The organism is Niabella drilacis, assembly GCF_900101395.1.
Taxonomy (GTDB): domain Bacteria; phylum Bacteroidota; class Bacteroidia; order Chitinophagales; family Chitinophagaceae; genus Niabella; species Niabella drilacis.
In genome coordinates this window covers 111,220-129,105 of record NZ_FMZO01000006.1, presented here as the reverse complement: position 1 = coordinate 129,105, position 17,886 = coordinate 111,220, and the positions used below count along the sequence as shown (strand labels likewise).

The window sequence follows — 17,886 nt, the reverse complement described above, 5'->3', positions numbered from 1 at the left end:
AAACGAATAAAGAAGCTATGCAACAATATAATTTAGCACAAAGATATATATGCGGTTTGCTGGCAGTTATGCTGTTGGGTTTTGCCTCATGTGAAAAGGGTCCGGACTTCAGGGAATTTAATTATCCGGCGCCGGTTATAGACGGGCTTTCGCCGGCACAGGGCTACGTGGGCAGCGATGTGACCATCACGGGAGCCGATTTTGGCAATTTAACAAAAGCCGTAAAAGTATATTTCGGAGGAGTACTTGCCGATACCATCCGGAGTGTGGAGGATAATAAGATCGTGGTACAGGCGCCGGAAAACGGTGTTTCGGGTGTAATACGGGTGGAAATATTCGGCAAAGCCGACACCTCGGGGACGGCATTTACGTACCTGCCCTCTGCAAAATTTATTGCGGTGAGCGCCGATAAGGCAATGAAGGGCGATAAGCTGACCATTACCGGTGAAAACTTCGGAACGGACATTGCTAAAGTACAGCTATTTATTGGCGCCAACGAAGCGCAGGTAACATCCGTTACTTCCACCCAAATTGAATTTGTGGTGCCCGATGTACCTTCCGGAACGGTATATATAGTGGTGGATGGTCAGCGCCTCACGGGATCTTACCTTATGGTAGGAATGGAAAAACTGACAGGCACTCTTATAGGTCACACCGGCTCCTGGAGCAACAGTCCTGCCACTACGATTGCAGCTGCAGTTGACGGTGATATTGCAACTTATGTTGATGCGGCTACAGCATCAGGTTTTGTTGGGTATGATATGGGAGTGGGTAAGGCAGCCGTCATTAAATCGGTAAGATTTGTTCCGCGCAATACTTTCGGATCGCGGATGGTTAACGGGGAAATCAGGGGCGCTAATGACCCTGCACTAAGCGACGCGGTAACATTGTATACAGTTACCGCTGCACCTCCTTCGGGCGTATATACGGAAGTGGCTATTACAAATACGGAAAGTTACCGGTATATTTATTATTATGCGCCCGCCGGTAATTGTAATATAGCAGCGATCGAATTCTATGGCAATGTAGTAGAAAAGGCGGACCCTGTTGGTAAATACATCTGGGAGTTTTTGAAAGAGGGTGATAATGAAGGCTGGGTACCCCAGCAATCAGCATCATGGACGGTATCGGGCGGTGCCCTGAATGTAACCTTTCCCCAGACCTCGGGAAATAAAAGGGCCGACCTGGCGCAGAAAACGACCTCGCCGGTTGTAGTACATACCGGAACATTCCCCGTGATTGCCATAAAGATGATTGGCAAGCCGGAAGGCGCCCGCATCACCTTTGATACCAACCTGGGATCCTTTGGCAACGGCTATAATAAATATGCTACGGAATATGCCGGGCAAAACGTATACTATTGGGATATGGCTGCGTTAAGCATCGGTGCCGGCGCACCCAGGCCCAATGAGCAGCTCAGTTTTACCACGTTCCAGTTTAAAATTGCAGATATACCGCAGGCAGATCCGGCTACGGGCTATAAAGTAGAATGGATCCGGACATTTGAGAGCAAAGAAAAACTGGCTGCGTTCCTGGGGCTGTAAGAAGATCATCGCCTGCTAATACTAAGTAATAAAATTGATTGAATGAAGCGTGTATTCCTGTGGAGTCTGGGTTGTCTTTTATTGAATGCCTGTAAAACCAGCGCACCGGATCTTGATGTAGACCGGCAGCTTAATTATTGTCTGGCGCAGGCTGCAAAAACGCTGGACCAGGTAACAGACAGTACGCGGATGCCCCGCAGTATTGACCGTGATCAGAAAAACTGGCGAAGGGTCGGTTACCGGGATTGGACCAGCGGCTTCTGGCCGGGTATCTTATGGTATGCGTATGATTACTCAAACGCCGTAAAATGGAAGGCGGCTGCGGAGCGGTTTTCTGCAGCTTTATTCCCGTTGGTTGATTCGGCTGCGATCGATCATGACATCGGTTTTCAGTTATATTGCAGTGCGGGTAATGCGTACCGGCTAACGAAGAAGAATACCTATAAGCAGGTACTGCTGAGAGGCGCAGACTCGCTGGCGGCCCTGTTCAATCCTAAAGTGGGTACGCTTTTGTCCTGGCCGCGGGTGGTGCCGGGGGTAGACTGGCCGTTGCGGCATAACACCATTATGGATAATATGATCAACCTGGAGCTGTTATTCTGGGCGGCTAAAAACGGTGGTGCAAAATATTTATATGATATGGCGGTCCGTCATGCCCTTACCACCATGAAGAACCAGTTCCGGCCGGACTATACTTCATATCATGTGGTGGTATACGATACGGCAACCGGGCAAAAAGTAAAGGCGATCACCCACCAGGGATACAGCAACAGCAGCATGTGGGCGCGCGGGCAGGCATGGGCTATTTATGGTTATACCATGGTATACCGGGAAACGAAGGACCCGCGCTTTCTCGATTTTGCACAAAAGGTAACGGATGTCTATCTGCAAAAGCTGCCGGGGGATCTTATTCCTTATTGGGATTTTGATGATCCGGCGGTTCCCAATGCACCGCGCGATGCATCGGCGGCAGCGATAGTGGCTTCGGCGCTGCTGGAGCTTTCAACGCTGGTGCCCGGTGAGGAAAAGGCCGCACTGTACCGGGAAAAAGCCGTGGACATGCTGAAGGAACTGTCTGCAGCAACATATCAGAGTGGCCCTGCCAACAACGCATTTTTACGGCACAGTACCGGTCATAAGCCAAATGGCGGGGAAGTAGATGCTTCTATTATTTATGCAGACTATTATTATATTGAAGCATTGTTACGGTTACAACATTTACGAAAAGATCAAAATAAGATAGAACAATGATGCAGATGATCAGGAAACTGTGGATGGTTGCTTTACTATTGTGCGTGTATACGCTGCAGGCCCGGCAACTGGTGGTATACCCGGCACCGCCTAATGCGCCGGAGGGTTTGGAGAATAAAGATTTTACCGTAAAAGTAAGAAAGCCGGGCGGCGCCTGGCAGGAGCTGTATGCGTATAATGTTAAGGTAGATGAAATGCGCGGCACTGCGCATCATGTACAAAATGCATCGCTATGCAGTTTTGATTTCTCCGGCGACGTAGAAGTGTCTGTAACCTATAATAAAGGCCGTATTGAAACGGCGCGTATCCGTCCGCTTTCCTTTAATATTGCATATACGGCAAGGGGAAATACCTTGTATTTTAAACTGGACCGCCCCCGTAATCTGTCCGTGGAGATCAACGGCGATCTCTTTCATAACCTGCATCTTTTTGCCAACCCTGTTGACGATTTTAAAGTGGATAAAAAAGATCCGGACCTGGTCTATTTTGGTCCGGGCGTTCACCAGCTCCCCGGGGGCAGGCTTAATGTGCCATCAGGTAAAACAGTATATGTAGCCGGAGGTGCCGTGCTCATGGGGCAGCTATTGGTCAGTCAGGCGCGGGATGTAACGATCCGGGGCCGGGGCATCATCGATTTTTCGGTAAAGGAAGGCGTTAAGATCGCCTATTCAAAAAATGTTTTGGTTGAAGGATTATGTTTTACACAATGCCCCACGGGAGGGTCCGACAGTGTTACCATCCGCAACGTCAAAAGCATCAGTTCTTATGGCTGGGGCGATGGGCTGAATGTGTTTGCCAGCAACAATGTTTTGTTCGATGGGGTATTTTGCCGTAATTCGGATGACTGCACCACGGTATATGCCACCCGTAAAGATTACACCGGCGGCTGCCGGAATATCACCATGCAAAACTCGACCTTATGGGCCGATGTGGCGCATCCGATCCTGATCGGAACGCATGGGAACAGCACGGTGCCCGATGTGATAGAAGATGTAAAATATATGAATATTGACATACTGGATCATAATGAATTGCAGCTCGATTACCAGGGATGCATGAGCATTAATACCGGCGATAATAACCTGGTAAGAAATGTGCTGTTCCAGGACATACGTGTAGAGAACTTCCGGAGGGGACAGCTGGTAAACCTGCGGGTATTTTATAATAAAAAGTATTGTACAGCACCGGGTCGTAATATAGAAGAAATCACGTTCAGGAACATTACCTATAATGGCAGCGGGGCAGAATTATCGGTTATTGCGGGCTACGACAGTACCCGGCAGATCCGGAACGTTACCTTTGAGAACCTGGTTATTAACGGGGTAAAGATTACGGATCATATGAAAGGGAAGCCCGGCTGGTACAAAACTTCGGACATGGCCCGCTTTTTTGTAGGAGAACATGTAGAAAATATTCAGTTTAAATAGCTATGACACGTTTTTTCAGATTCCTCGTATTTACAATGGCGGCTGTAATGCGCGTAGCGGCCGCACAAGCCGGCCAGCCGGAGGCAGGAACATCCGGCAATGTTTATACCATAACATCGCCGGATGGTTATTATACATTCAGTTGTTATCAGAAGCAAACCCGAGATACGGCTTCCGCCTTGTACTATACCCTAAGCTACAGGAACGTTCCGGTTATTTATGAATCGTTAATGGAATTGCAGCTGGATAACCATCTTTCCGAACAGGCCATGGCGCTAAAAGTAGATCGGCGGCAGCATTGGTTTGATAACCTGCTGATCACGGGAATAGATTCTTCCACCGTTAGCAGCAGCTGGGAACCGGTATACGGCGAGCAACATGAGATCAGGGACCACTACCGGGCGTTAACAGTACACATGGTAAAGGATGATAACCCCATCTACAAAATGGATCTCCAGGTGCGTCTTTACAATGAAGGGGCGGCGTTCCGTTTCTTTTTCCCGGAGAACGAAAAAGGCACTTATTACCGGGTCACCGGCGAGCATACCGAATTTACATGGCCTGCAGGAACCCGGGCCTGGCACCATTCCTGGGCACAGGCACCTTATCAATTAATGCCCCTCGCCGGCTGGCCTGATGAAACGGAGCGGCCACTGACATTGGAGCTTCCAAACGGCTGGTATGCCTGTCTTGCCGAAGCACAGATGGTAGATTATGCCCGTACCAGGTTTAAACTGGGCAGTAAGCCCAATACGATCATTACGGCGATGTACACGCCCGCGGATCTGATCTCCCCGTTTGCCACACCCTGGCGCGTTATAATGATTGCAGAGGAGGCCGGTAAACTTATACAGAATAACGCATTGCTTTTAAACCTGAATAAGCCGTCCGAGATAAAGGATCCGGATTGGATAAAACCCGGCAAGATCATGCGGGTAATGACACAAACAACAAAGGATGCTTTTGAGAATATCGATTTTGCGGCGCAACAGGGATTGCAATACATATTGTTCGACTGGAAATGGTATGGACCGGCGTTTAGTTTTGCTTCTGATGCCACAAGGGTGGCCATCCCGGATTTTGATCTTCCGGCTATTATAAAATACGGGCGGGATAAAGGGATCGGGGTCTGGTTATATGTGAACCAGCAGGCCCTGCTGGCGCAATCGGATTCCCTGTTCAGGGTATATCACAGTTGGGGGATTAAAGGTGTGAAATTTGGATTTGTGCAGGTGGGGTCGCATCGCTGGACCACCTGGATTGAGGAAATGTTCCGGAAGGCTGCCGAAAACAGGATCATGGTTAATGTGCATGACGACTGGCGGCCAACGGGGGAACAACGGACATGGCCCAACCTGATGACGGCAGAGGGCATCCGCGGAAACGAGGAAATGCCGGATGCTACGCATAATACCATATTGCCGTTTACACGGTTTTTGGCAGGCGCGGCGGATTATACGATCTGCTACTATGATCAACGGATCAAAACGACCCATGCGCATCAGCTGGCCCTGGCCGCTATTTATTATAGTCCCATCCAAACCCTGTTCTGGTATGATAAACCGGCAATGAGTACCAACGAGCCGGAGCTGGAGTTCTGGAAAGCGATACCCACTACCTGGGATGAAACAAAAGTGCTGCAGGGAAAACCGGGTGCATTTATAACAACGGCAAGGAGAAGCGGCACCAGCTGGTTTATCGGTACCATTACCAATAATGATGCACGGCAGTTAAAGATCGATTTTTCATTTTTACCCCGGAACCGGAAATACCAGGCTGCCATTTATAGCGATGATGATACCGTGCCCACAAAAACAAAAGTGAGAATCAGGAAAACTGTAATAACTTCAGACACGGTATTGGATGTGCGCCTTAAGCCCTCCGGCGGACAGGCCATATGGTTAACGCAGCAATAATATTCAATAAAAAACTAATACGATGCAGATCAACGACACGCCCGGCCTGGTTGCAAAAAAAGGAATCAATCTTTTTGGCATCTCTTTAATAGCCGCATTAGCCGGTTTTATTTTTGGTTTTGATACGGTAGTGATCTCCGGTGCCAACCAGCCTATTAAGGATCTCTGGCATACCACGGATATCTCACCCTGGTTCCATGGCATATTCATCATGTCGATGGCGCTGTGGGGCACGGTTTTAGGAGCCGTATTGGGTGGCCGGCCAACGGAACGTTATGGACGTAAAAAAGTGCTGTTATGGATCGGTATTTTCTTCAGTGTGTCAGCGATCGGTTCAGCATTGGCGCAGGATCCTTATACATTCTCGGTTTTCCGGTTCATTGGCGGTGTGGGGATCGGGGTGTCTTCAGTGGCGGCACCTACTTATATCTCTGAAATTTCCACGCCGCAGACAAGGGGCCGTTTGGGTGCTATGTACCAGTTCAATATTGTATTTGGCATCCTGATCGCCTACCTGTCCAATTATTTTTTGCAGGGTGTTGGAGGGGTTAACGACTGGCGCTGGATGTTGGGTGTAATGGCGGTGCCTTCGCTGTTATATACGGTTCTGGTATTGGGTATTCCCGAAAGCCCGCGCTGGCTGGTGGCGCGTAAGAAGGATGATGCACAGGCGGCCAACGTACTGGAGCGGTTGGGGGTGGCGGATGCGGCAGCAGCTGTTAAGGATATAAAGGAAAATGCTGCGCTGGAAGCCGCTGCGGGTGGTACCGCCTTTTTCAGCAAAAAATACAGCCGGATCATCTGGCTGGCCTTTTTCGTTGCCTTTTTTAACCAGTGGTCAGGCATCAATTTTATTTTATACTATGCGCCGGAGATCCTCGAACGGGCGGGGCTGGCTTCAAAAGAGTCGTTGCTCAATTCCATAGCCATAGGAGGCACCAATCTTATTTTTACGTTTGTAGGCCTGTACCTTATCGACCGGATCGGGCGTAAAACCCTGCTGATCCTGGGCTCCATAGGATATATCATCAGCTTGGCTATGGTAGCCTATGCGTTCTATGCACATGCCGGTGCCGCCTTTCTTTTATCATCTCTTTTATTGTTTATTGCGGCACATGCCATTGGCCAGGGCGCTGTTATATGGGTCTTTATCTCCGAGATCTTTCCAAACCGCATCCGCGCGTTGGGACAATCTTTTGGTGCCAGCACGCACTGGGTATTTGCGGCCATCATCACCCTGATCGTTCCTGTTTTTTTAGACGCAAAGACCGGGGTATTTAAAGATAATCCATGGCCGATCTTTGCCTTTTTTGCATTTATGATGCTCCTTCAGCTGGTATGGGTGCTGGTCAAAGTACCGGAAACCAAAGGTGTTTCGCTGGAGGATCTTGAAAAGAAACTGGTGGAAGACCGGCTTTAAAAATAGGCTTATTTGATATGGGGCAGGAATTTCAATCGGTATGTAAGGGCAAAGCCGGGTTCCGGGATTTTCACTACCGGGAACTGGCCCCACCTGTCAATTAAGACTTTTGAGGAACAACGAACTTTTTTACGAAATGAGAAGCCTGATATTATATTGTTTTTTCATCCTGCCGTTGCCCATGCGGGCACAGTCGCATTATCCCGGCCAGCATGCAGGTAAATTTGCCTTGCCGGATCAGTTAAAGCCGGCCGTGTACAGTTTTGATCTGAAGGATGTGAGGCTGCTCAACAGCCGGTTTAAAGAAAATATGGTGCGGGAACAGCAATGGCTTTTACAGATCGATCTCAAACGGCTGCTGCATAGTTTTTATGTGAATGCGGGAATGTATGATGCCAGCGAAGGCGGTTATGACGAGATAAAGAAATACGCAGGATGGGAATCGCTGGATTGTGAGTTACGCGGGCATTCAACAGGGCATATCCTATCCGGTCTTGCACTGATGTATGCGGCTACGGGAGATCAGATCTACCGGGCAAAGGGCGATACCATCATCACCGCCCTGGCGGGGATACAGAAAACGCTGAACCAGGATGGGTACGTTAGTGCCTTTCCCCAGGAATATATCAACCGTAACATCCGCGGCGAAAAAGTATGGGCGCCCTGGTATACATTGCACAAGATCCTGGCGGGCGTCATCGACCAGTATTTATACTGCGATAATCTTCAGGCACTGGCAATTGCAAAAGGATTTGCAACCTGGGCCTATAAAAAACTATCCCCGTTAACCCAGCAGCAACGTGCCACAATGCTGCGGAATGAGTTTGGCGGCATTAATGAAGTATTTTATAACCTGTATGCCATAACCGGCAACGCCAACGACCGGTGGCTGGGCGATTTTTTCTATGATAGCCGGATGCTCGACCCGTTAAAGAGCGGTATTGATAATTTGCAGGGGACCCACGCCAATACCTATATTCCCAAACTGCTGGGTGTAACACGCGCCCGCGAAATTGAAAATAAAAACGGGCAAACGGATATGGCAACGTTTTTCTGGAAGACCGTTGTGGACCATCATTCGTTTGTGACCGGCAGTAATAGCGACCGGGAGCACTTTTTTAAACCGGATGCCCTTGCTGCGCACCTGACGGGTTATACCGGTGAGAGCTGCAATGTATACAATATGCTCAAGCTGACGCGGCACCTGTATATCCATAGCGGCGCAATCGACTACATGGAGTATTATGAAAAAGCCCTCTTCAATCATATACTGGGCCAGCAGGATCCCCAAACGGGCATGATCGCTTATTTTTTACCAATGCTGCCGGGTGCACATAAAGTATACAGTACGCCCGATAGCTCTTTTTGGTGTTGTGTAGGTACCGGGTTCGAGAACCAGGCAAAGTATGGCGAAAGCATCTATTATCACACGGAAAATGCCTTGTATATCAATCTTTTTATTCCGTCTGAATTAAACTGGAAGAACAAGCGCCTCCGGCTTACACAGCAAACCCGGTTCCCCGCGGAAGGCCGGATGATCTTTACGGTTGATGAAGCACCCTTGTCGGGTATGGCTATTCATATACGTTACCCTTTGTGGGCAACAGGGGGCGCCCGTGTATTGGTAAACGGCCGGCCGCGAAAAACAGAACAGACTCCCGGCCGCTACATCACTTTAAACCGCGTATGGAAAAAAGGAGACCGGATCGAAGTAGATTATCCCATGCAATTACACCTGGTTCCGGCCAACGACGATCCCTCTGTTGCGGCGGTCGTTTATGGTCCTGTTGTACTGGCCGGTGCAATGGGCTCCGGAAACTTTTCGGCGCGCGCACCTTATTCAGATCCCACCATGCACAATGATTATTATACCTACAATTATCATGTTCCTGCAACAATGGATACAAGCCTGGTATTGGATCCGGCAAGCCCGGACCGGGGCATAAAGAAGATCGCAGGTCAGCCGCTCCTGTTTAAAGCGCCGGTACAGCCCGTTACATTGAGGCCATTGTATGATATCCACGGTGAACGCTATGTGGTGTACTGGCACATTAAATGAGCAGAAGCACTGTGATGCAATTATGGTATTGCTGCCGGCTACAGCGAACAGAAACTAAAATATACGGTAGAACTATAGATGAAAACGAAGATTCAATATGTTGCAGGAAAGATCTGCATTTGTTTTATGGCATGGGTTGGCAGCGCAGGGGTGTTGACTGCCCAGCCATTTATACACCCGGGTATTTTACACAGCAAAGAAGACCTGGCACGGATGAAGACTGCCGTTGCGTTGCAGCAACAGCCGGTTTACTCAGGATACCTGGTTTTTATAAAAGACTCTGCTTCTCAATATACCTATAAGATGCAGGGACCGCTTAAAACAGTAGGCCGTAACCCGGGGGTAAGCGCTGCATACGACAACGACGCCAATGCGGCACATCAGAATGCCGTTATGTGGTGCATTACCGGCGATCACCGGTATGCACAAAAAGCAATCGAGATCGTCAATGCATGGGCAGCAACATTAACGGCGGTGACCGGCCGGGATGCCATACTGATGGCGGGTTTGGGCCCTTTTAAAATGATCAATGCCGCGGAGCTCCTGCGTTATACCGGGGCGGGCTGGAAGGCTGCCGATATCCGGAAAGCGGAATGGCATTTTAAGGAAGTGATCTACCCGGTGCTGAAGGATTATGCGCCATTTGCCAATGGTAACTGGGATGCCGCAGCGCTTAAAACCTGTATGGCCATCGGCGTTTTCTGTAACGACCGGCCTGTTTTTGAGGATGCGCTGCGTTATTATACGCATGGCTGGGGCAATGGCAGTATCGGGAATTATATCATTAATACCAGCGGACAGATCCAGGAAAGCGGACGCGATCAGCCGCACTCGCAACTGGGGATCGGTATGCTGGCGGAGTGCTGCGCCATCGCATGGAACCAGGGATTAGACCTGTATGGTTATGACAACAACCGGTTGTTGAAGGGATTTGAGTATGTGGCAGGATACAACCTGGGAAAGGATGATCTGCCGTTTAGCGAGTGGCTCGACCGGACAGGCAAATACCATCACTACCGTATGTCGGATAAGGGCAGGGGGCAGCTGCGGCCTTTGTATGAGCAGGTATATGCACATTATGTGGGCACAAAAAAATTACCGGCGCCAGGTGTTGCAGCTGTGGTGGAAAAGATACGGCCGGAGGGACCGGGAAGACCCGGTGCTGATCATCCGGGCTATGGTACCTTATATTATGCAGCGGCCGGCGAACCGGCGGATGCAAAGCCGGCCCCGCCTGCCGGGCTATTTGCACAGGGGTTTAATAAGGAAGTACAGCTCTCATGGATCGCACCCGGTACCGGTAGCGGGGATATAACTTATATGGTAAAACGTTCCGGTTTGCCGGCAGGACCGTTTAAGACGATTGCTGAAAATATCAGGATCACCCGTTTTAGTGATAAAACCGTAGTGCCGGGCCACCGGTATTATTATACCGTTGCTGCCGTCGGGAAAAAAGGTCGTAGCAGCGATGCATTTATACAGCCGGCCGTAGCGGGCTTGCCGCGGGGCTGGCTGCAAGAGGATATAGGTCCCGTTGCACCAGGCAATACCTGTTTTGACGGAACCCGGTTCAATATCGAAGCATTTGGTGCCGGCCCGGGAAAAACGGGGGATGGTTTTCATTACACTTTTTTCCCGGTTAAGGGAAACGCAATGCTTGAATGCCGGATCGATCCGCAGCCGGGGTCGCAGTTCTCCATGATCGGTTTGATGCTGCGAAAGGATCTTACAGAAGGAGCGCCCTTTGTTTCGCTTTTTTTATATCCGGGAAAAACGGAGCATATTGAAGAACCCGACTGGCATACCCGGTTTGAAGCCCGGGCAAAGCAGGGCGGGGGAATTACAACATTGGCAAAAGGCGCTGGTTTGACGGCTCCGGCCGTAACCTTTGGCCGGCTGACCGGCAGTTACTGGTTACGGGTACAAAAACACGGTAACAGGATTGCGGCATTCGTTTCTTACGATGGAGCTCAATGGCGGGAAGCAGGGAGCTCCCCGGCCGATCCGGGCGACAGCCGGTTTTTGGGCATTGCCGTTGCCTCCGGAATGACCAATTCAACGAATGTAAGGATCCGTCAGGTACGGGTAAATGGACAGCCTTTAAACGTTCAGCAATAAAACGATCAATGTGACCAAAGGATACTTTGCAGTTTTAGCCGTTGTTATTTATCTGAGCTGCAGACCGCTTTTATCGGAAGCTCAGGAAAAAAAAGATCCGGGGATATGGGTTGCGGACAGGAGCAATGGCACGTATAAAAACCCGGTGCTGTTTGCCGATTATTCCGATCCGGATGTGATCCGGGTTGGTGATGATTATTATATGACCGCTTCCAGTTTTAACTGTGTGCCAGGTTTGCCCATCCTGCATTCAAAAGACCTGGTCAACTGGCAGATCATCAACTACGCGCTGGATGACCTGTACCTGCCGGGAGTACCGCCGGATTTTTTCAACAGACCGCAGCATGGCAAAGGCGTGTGGGCGCCCTGCATCCGTTTTCACAAGGGCGAATACATGATTTACTGGGGCGATCCGGATTTTGGGATTTACCGGGTAACAACAAAAAATATACGCGGCAAATGGGATAAACCTGTCCTGGTGCTGCCGGGAAAGGGGCGTATAGATCCCAGTCCCTTCTTTGATGATAATGGTAAGGTATACCTGGTGCATGCCTGGGCGGGAAGCCGTGCAGGGCTGAACAGTATCATGACGGTTTGTGAGCTAAACAAAGAGGGTACAAAGGTTATCAGTAATCAATCATTGATATTCGATGGTAATGATGGCATCAATCATACCGTGGAAGGGGGAAAGTTTTATAAGAAAGACAGCTACTATTATTTACTGGCTCCTGCGGGTGGGGTGGTAAACGGATGGGAGATCGCGCTGCGTTCCAGGAGTATCTATGGCCCCTATGAAGTAAAAAAGGTTTTGGCGCAGGGCACAACTGCCATCAATGGTCCGCACCAGGGCGGGCTGGTGGATACAAAAACCGGTGAGTGGTGGTTCCTGCATTTCCAGGATAAGGGCCCTTACGGCCGCATCCTTCATCTGCAGCCCGTTCATTGGAAGGACGGCTGGCCGGTAATGGGGATCAATGACCATGACTATTGCGGGGAGCCGGTCATCACTTATAGGAAGCCCGATGTGGGGCATCGGAATTCCATTGAAGTACCCGCAACCAGCGATGAATTTAATAAGCCCGGCCTGGGCCTGCAGTGGAGCTGGCATGCGAACCCGCAGCAGTCCTGGGGCTTCCCTTCCTCAAATGGTTATATAAGGTTGTATGGCCAGTATTACCCGGAGGGATATACCAATTTCTGGGACCTGCCCAACCTGCTCCTTCAAAAATTGCCTGCCCCTGCATTCACTGCTACGATGAAGCTGACCGCTGTATTGCAGAATGAAGGGGATATGGCAGGTTTGATCATGATGGGTTGGGATTATTCCTATATAGCACTGAGGAAAACGGCTGCCGGCTATGCTGTGGTGCAAACGATCTGTAACGATGCGGAACAGCAGCATACAGAAAAAGAAACGGGCAACAGCATACTGAAAAATTTCAAACCTGAAGTACGGTATAATTACCAGACAAAACTGGAGCGGGCCACGATCTTTCTTAAAGTAGCGGTTGAAGAAGGCGCCCGCTGCACCTTTTATTACAGCCTGGATGGTAACCGGTTCGAAAAGGTAGGTACGCCGTTCCAGGCAAAACAGGGCAAATGGATCGGCGCCAAAACAGGTATGTTTACCTTAAATCAGCAACCGGGCAGTCCCCGCTCCTGGATGGATGTGGATTGGTTCAGGATCGGGAAATAACAATAAACGAATAACAATGATAAAAAAGATCCTGCTGGCGATAGGGTTGTTTGCGAGCGCAATGACTACGCGGGCGCAGGTTTGGCAATGGTGCGTTAGTGTAGATCGTATGGTATCCTCAGAAACGGGCGACCATCCGCAGGCCTATTTATGGATCCCCGAAAATTGCAAACAGGTACGGGGCGTGGTCTTTGCCCAGCATAATATGATCGAAGAAGGCATGCTGGAGCACCCGGTCTTCAGGAAAACGATGACGGAGCTTGGTTTTGCAGAGGTATGGGTAACGCCGGGTATCGATATGCCCTTCGACTTTAATAAAGATGCCGGTAAAAATTTTCAGCGGATGATGGACCTGCTGGCAGAAGAGTCAGGTTATGCGGAGTTGAAAACAGCACCGGTCATACCCATCGGCCATTCGGCCTATGCCACCTTTCCCTGGAACTTTGCTGCATGGAATCCGCAACGCACCCTGGCATTGGTATCGGTACATGGAGATGCACCGCAAACACCGCTTACGGGGTATGGCGGCAAAAATGTGGAATGGGGAGGCCGGAATATAGATGGGGTTCCGGCCTTATTTATAATGGGTGAATATGAATGGTGGGAGGACCGCATTACTCCGGGTTTCGATTATGTTAAAAGCCATCCCGCATCGGTGGTTTCTTTTTTTGCAGATGCGGGTCACGGACATTTTGACTACAGCGAGGCGATGATCCGGTATGTGTGCCTGTTCATAAAAAAGGCAGCGGCAGCAAGGATCGGAACGGCAGGCAGGTTGAAGCCCGTAGATCCGCAACAGGGCTGGCTTATGGACCGGTGGCGGAAGGACAGCCTGCCGTTTTTTAAGGCGGCTCCTTATAGCAAATACAGGGGCGACCGTTACACGGCTTCCTGGGTTTTTGACAAAGAGATGGCCGATGTTGCGGAACGATCGTATGCAAAAGCAAGAGGTAAGAAGGAACAGTACATCGGGTTTGTGCAGAAGGGTATTGTTTTACAGCCGCAGAAGAGCCATGCAACGTTCTCCGGAAAATTCAGCCCGCTTGCGGATGGTATCAGTTTTAAGATCAAAGCATTTTTTGCAGATAGTACCAAAGCAAAGACGGGCAGGAACCATGCTGTAACGCCGCTGGTAGTTTCAGGGATATGCGGGCCTGTAAAAAAAATAGATGACAGCACTTTCCGGATCCATTTCGGTAAACTGGGTTTTAATAATAAAAAACGCAGCAATGATATTTGGCTCCTGGCCTACAATGACGGAGACGATGCTTATAAAAGCGCTGTACAACAGCTGGATATGCACATTCCCCTGGTAAATGCAGAAGGCGCTATACAAACGATCCGTTTCCCGGAGCTGGCAGATGTGTCCCGTTCCGTCAGATCCGTACCGCTCCATGCCGTATCTTCTGCAAGTCTGCCGGTGTATTATTATATCAAGCAGGGCCCGGCTTATATAGAGGGAACGCAGCTGATCATCACCAATATTCCGCCAAAGGCAAAGTACCCGGTAAAGATTACAGTGGTTGCCTGGCAATACGGCATTGCCGGAAAAATACAGTCTGCCCCGCCTGTTGTGCAGGCGTTTTATATAAGGTAAACAGTAGGGCAGCAGGTATAATGGGCTTGTTTTAAAACTTACATGCGCATCTGTATTCTCCGTGATGCCCGGTACTTAGCGGAACAGCGCTGCCTTCCATTTCTTGTATGCTTCCGGCAGGCAATGACCGCAGGGACGGTATCCGTGCGCCAGGGCCTCTGCTTCATCTTTAAAGAATACCCGGTTCTCTGCCATCATCCTTTTGCCGGAAGCACATTGCAGCAGACCGTAGATCCGGTATCTTTTATGACCGCCGAGCGTGATGTGGCCTTTACGGATCAATGCCCGGGTATACGGTCTCCGCCCCGCAGGATCGACGCCCAGTTCTATATGATGTATCATATCTGTAACGATGATTTTATGGTGGAGCGAAGGTCCTGCAGCTGCCGGATCCCGGCAATCCGGAACTTGCGCAGTGTACAGGAGTGCTTAAGACAATTGCTTTTACATAACAATCAGTATCTTTCACACCTGGTTGCAATTGCCCTGTAAAGTTGAAACAGGATTAATGATATATAAATAGGACTATGATCGGTTATCGTTTATGGATATTCGCCGGATTGTTGCTGGCAATAAATACAAGCGCACAGAAAAACGGGATGCCATCCGGCCTGAGGGTAGACCTGGCCCGCAATACGGACAGGGTATGGCAGAATGGCTTTGCTGTTAGCCGGAGCCTGGAACAGGCATTACGGGAACCCGGTACTTTCCAGATGACGCGTATTGCCAGTATACATCCCTGGTTTTCCTGGATCATGACCGGCAATGAGCCGGGCGCCGGCCAAACAGCTTACCAGATCCTGCTGGCTTCTTCGGCTCAAAGGTTGCAGTCGGGTACCGGTGATGTATGGAATTCGGGCAAAGTAGCCACTTCGCAGCAATCGGGCGTGGTGTACAATGGGAGCGCATTAAAGCCCAATACGATCTATTACTGGAAGGTAAAGTTATGGGACCGGCAAGGCCGACCAACTGCTTTTTCAGCACCGGCGGCTTTCCTGACGGATAGCGTCCCGGAGCGGTTCCGGGAACCATCCGTGCCCCTGGAAAAAACGGTTCAAAAGCCCGTAACACATACCGTGCTCCCTAATAAAAACCGGTTCTATGATTTTGGGAACGCCGCATTCGGACAGCTTCACCTGATTGCAGAGGCAGCAGGGGAGCGGGATACGCTTTGGATTCACGTAGGAGAAGCGATCGATGAAAAGGGCGCGGTTGAAAAAAAACCGGCAGGAACGATCCGCTACCAGCGGCTGGCAGTTCCTTTAAAAAAAGGGTTGCATTCCTATGTTCCCGTATTTCCCCCCGATAAAAGAAATACCGGGAACAAGGCGATACGGGTGCCGGGTTATATCGGGGAGGTATTCCCTTTTCGCTATGTGGAGTTTGAAAGAGGTTCCCCGGTGGTTATAAAGTTGCTGGAACGCTATGCGGTCCATTATCCATTTGAGGATGCCGCTGCTGAATTTGAAAGTTCAGACACCCTGTTGAACCAGGTATGGGCGCTATCTAAGTATACGATCAAAGCCACCAGTTTTACAGGAGTATATGTGGATGGAGACCGGGAACGCATCCCCTATGAGGCCGATGCGTTGATCAACCAGCTTTCCCATTATGCGGTAGATGCCGAGTTCAATATGGCCCGGCGTTCCTTAGCCTATCTTATTTACAATGCTACCTGGCCAACGGAATGGTCGTTGCAGAACCTGCTGATCGCCTGGAATGACTATTGGTACTCCGGGGATATCCGCACCGTTAAAATGCTTTACAGGGAGTTAAAGCCGAAGATATTGCTGGCACTGGCCCGGCCGGATGGACTGATCAGCACCCGTACCGGCAAGCAGGACAGCGCATTTACTGCGTCGATCCACCTGACCAGCTTTAACGGGAATGTAGTGCTGAAGGACATTGTAGACTGGCCGCAAAAAGGTGGTTTTGGCTTGCCGCCCGATGCTCCCGGCGAGTCGGACAGCTATGTGTTTACAGACTATAATGCCGTGGTCAATGCCTTTCATTACGAAGCATTGATCTGTATGAAAAAGCTGGCATGGGCTCTGGGTGAAAAAGCAGATGCCGCTTTTTATGATGCACAGGCGGTAAAAGTAAAGGAAGCATTCCGGCGCAGTTTCATTGACCCTGTTTCGGGGATTGTAAAAGACGGGGAAGGTACGGAGCATGCTTCGCTGCATGCCAATATGATGGCACTGGCCTTTGACCTGGTTCCGCAACAGAACAGGGCTGCGGTCATTGCTTATATCCGCACAAGAGGAATGGCCTGTAGTGTATATGGTGCCCAGTTCCTGTTAAGCGCGTTGTATGATGCAGACGAAGCCGCTTATGGCCTGGAGCTGTTAACTGCAAAAGGGAAGCGCAGCTGGTATAATATGTTGCGCACCGGGTCCACCATGACTACCGAGGCATGGGGTACGGAGTATAAAAATAACCAGGACTGGAATCATGCCTGGGGCAGCGCACCTGCCAATATCATTGTGAGCAGGTTGATGGGTGTTACACCACTGTCGCCGGCTTTTAGTACCATAGCAATAAAACCCCGTCCCGGTCCGCTTCGTCATGCCCGGCTAAAACTGGCTACGCTGAAGGGAAATGTGCAGGTGGAGTTTGACAAAACCGAAGGATCATTTCAGCTGAAAACCGTTATGCCCGCCAATACCGGCGGCAAGGTTTGCTTACCCAGGAAATCAGATGCGGACCAGGTTTTCAGGAATGGGAAAAAGATCACGGCAATAGCCGAAGGCAACTTTTGGGTTGTGAATAATGTACCATCAGGAACGGCCCGATGGACCGTCCGTTATTTCTGAACGGGTCGGTTTCCACATTCGGGCGAATCAGCTGACTAAAAA

The 17,886-nt window shown here is 50.0% G+C and carries 11 protein-coding genes; 10 read left to right on the top strand and 1 reads right to left on the bottom strand.

Annotated elements, in window-relative coordinates; all coding sequences use genetic code 11:
- Positions 1-17: 17 nt before the first annotated feature.
- The 9 genes from BLS44_RS12560 (at position 18) to BLS44_RS12520 (ending at position 15,028) form a co-directional block, all read left to right on the top strand.
- Positions 18-1,544: an IPT/TIG domain-containing protein gene (locus BLS44_RS12560; protein WP_090390431.1), complete on the top strand. Its 1,527-nt coding sequence runs from the start codon at positions 18-20 to the stop codon at positions 1,542-1,544.
- 42 nt (positions 1,545-1,586) lie between these two features.
- Complete coding sequence (locus tag BLS44_RS12555; RefSeq protein ID WP_090390430.1) at positions 1,587-2,795, top strand: glycoside hydrolase family 88 protein; 1,209 nt, start codon at positions 1,587-1,589, stop codon at positions 2,793-2,795.
- The gene (locus tag BLS44_RS12550) at positions 2,792-4,222 is read left to right on the top strand and encodes a glycosyl hydrolase family 28 protein (protein ID WP_245729202.1); all 1,431 of its coding nucleotides are present in this window, start codon (positions 2,792-2,794) and stop codon (positions 4,220-4,222) included. The genes BLS44_RS12555 and BLS44_RS12550 overlap by 4 nt, the downstream gene beginning before the upstream one ends.
- A 2-nt stretch (positions 4,223-4,224) precedes the next feature.
- Complete coding sequence (locus BLS44_RS12545; RefSeq protein ID WP_245729201.1) at positions 4,225-6,138, top strand: glycoside hydrolase family 97 protein; 1,914 nt, start codon at positions 4,225-4,227, stop codon at positions 6,136-6,138.
- 22 nt (positions 6,139-6,160) lie between these two features.
- Entirely contained in the window at positions 6,161-7,558 is a 1,398-nt protein-coding gene (locus BLS44_RS12540) for a sugar porter family MFS transporter (protein ID WP_090390428.1), read from the top strand.
- Positions 7,559-7,694: 136 nt separating this feature from the next.
- Positions 7,695-9,617 (top strand): glycoside hydrolase family 127 protein, encoded by a 1,923-nt coding sequence (locus BLS44_RS12535; RefSeq protein ID WP_090390427.1) that lies wholly within the window; start codon positions 7,695-7,697, stop codon positions 9,615-9,617.
- 78 nt (positions 9,618-9,695) lie between these two features.
- Positions 9,696-11,735, top strand: a complete 2,040-nt coding sequence (locus BLS44_RS12530) for an alginate lyase family protein (protein ID WP_090390426.1) — start codon at positions 9,696-9,698, stop codon at positions 11,733-11,735.
- A gap of 10 nt (positions 11,736-11,745) precedes the next feature.
- Positions 11,746-13,431, top strand: coding sequence for a glycoside hydrolase family 43 protein (locus tag BLS44_RS12525; RefSeq protein ID WP_218127749.1), 1,686 nt, complete (start codon positions 11,746-11,748; stop codon positions 13,429-13,431).
- Positions 13,432-13,447: 16 nt separating this feature from the next.
- Positions 13,448-15,028 carry a hypothetical protein gene (locus BLS44_RS12520; protein WP_090390425.1) on the top strand — a complete coding sequence of 527 codons (1,581 nt, stop codon included), beginning with the start codon at positions 13,448-13,450 and terminating at the stop codon, positions 15,026-15,028.
- 75 nt (positions 15,029-15,103) lie between these two features.
- Here BLS44_RS12520 and BLS44_RS12515 read toward each other — a convergent pair whose 3' ends face one another.
- Positions 15,104-15,370, bottom strand: coding sequence for an Ada metal-binding domain-containing protein (locus BLS44_RS12515; protein ID WP_090390424.1), 267 nt, complete (start codon positions 15,368-15,370; stop codon positions 15,104-15,106).
- 185 nt (positions 15,371-15,555) lie between these two features.
- Here BLS44_RS12515 and BLS44_RS12510 point away from each other — a divergent pair, with 185 nt between their 5' ends.
- Positions 15,556-17,844 carry an alpha-L-rhamnosidase-related protein gene (locus tag BLS44_RS12510; protein ID WP_090390423.1) on the top strand — a complete coding sequence of 763 codons (2,289 nt, stop codon included), beginning with the start codon at positions 15,556-15,558 and terminating at the stop codon, positions 17,842-17,844.
- The last annotated feature ends 42 nt before the right edge of the window (positions 17,845-17,886 follow it).

Coding starts and splice junctions, on each gene's coding strand:
- BLS44_RS12510 (WP_090390423.1), top strand. CDS start 15,556: ATGATCGGTTATCGTTTATGGATATTCGCCGGATTGTTGCTGGCAATA.
- BLS44_RS12555 (WP_090390430.1), top strand. CDS start 1,587: ATGAAGCGTGTATTCCTGTGGAGTCTGGGTTGTCTTTTATTGAATGCC.
- BLS44_RS12550 (WP_245729202.1), top strand. CDS start 2,792: ATGATGCAGATGATCAGGAAACTGTGGATGGTTGCTTTACTATTGTGC.
- BLS44_RS12560 (WP_090390431.1), top strand. CDS start 18: ATGCAACAATATAATTTAGCACAAAGATATATATGCGGTTTGCTGGCA.
- BLS44_RS12535 (WP_090390427.1), top strand. CDS start 7,695: ATGAGAAGCCTGATATTATATTGTTTTTTCATCCTGCCGTTGCCCATG.
- BLS44_RS12520 (WP_090390425.1), top strand. CDS start 13,448: ATGATAAAAAAGATCCTGCTGGCGATAGGGTTGTTTGCGAGCGCAATG.
- BLS44_RS12530 (WP_090390426.1), top strand. CDS start 9,696: ATGAAAACGAAGATTCAATATGTTGCAGGAAAGATCTGCATTTGTTTT.
- BLS44_RS12545 (WP_245729201.1), top strand. CDS start 4,225: ATGACACGTTTTTTCAGATTCCTCGTATTTACAATGGCGGCTGTAATG.
- BLS44_RS12540 (WP_090390428.1), top strand. CDS start 6,161: ATGCAGATCAACGACACGCCCGGCCTGGTTGCAAAAAAAGGAATCAAT.
- BLS44_RS12515 (WP_090390424.1), bottom strand. CDS start 15,370: ATGATACATCATATAGAACTGGGCGTCGATCCTGCGGGGCGGAGACCG.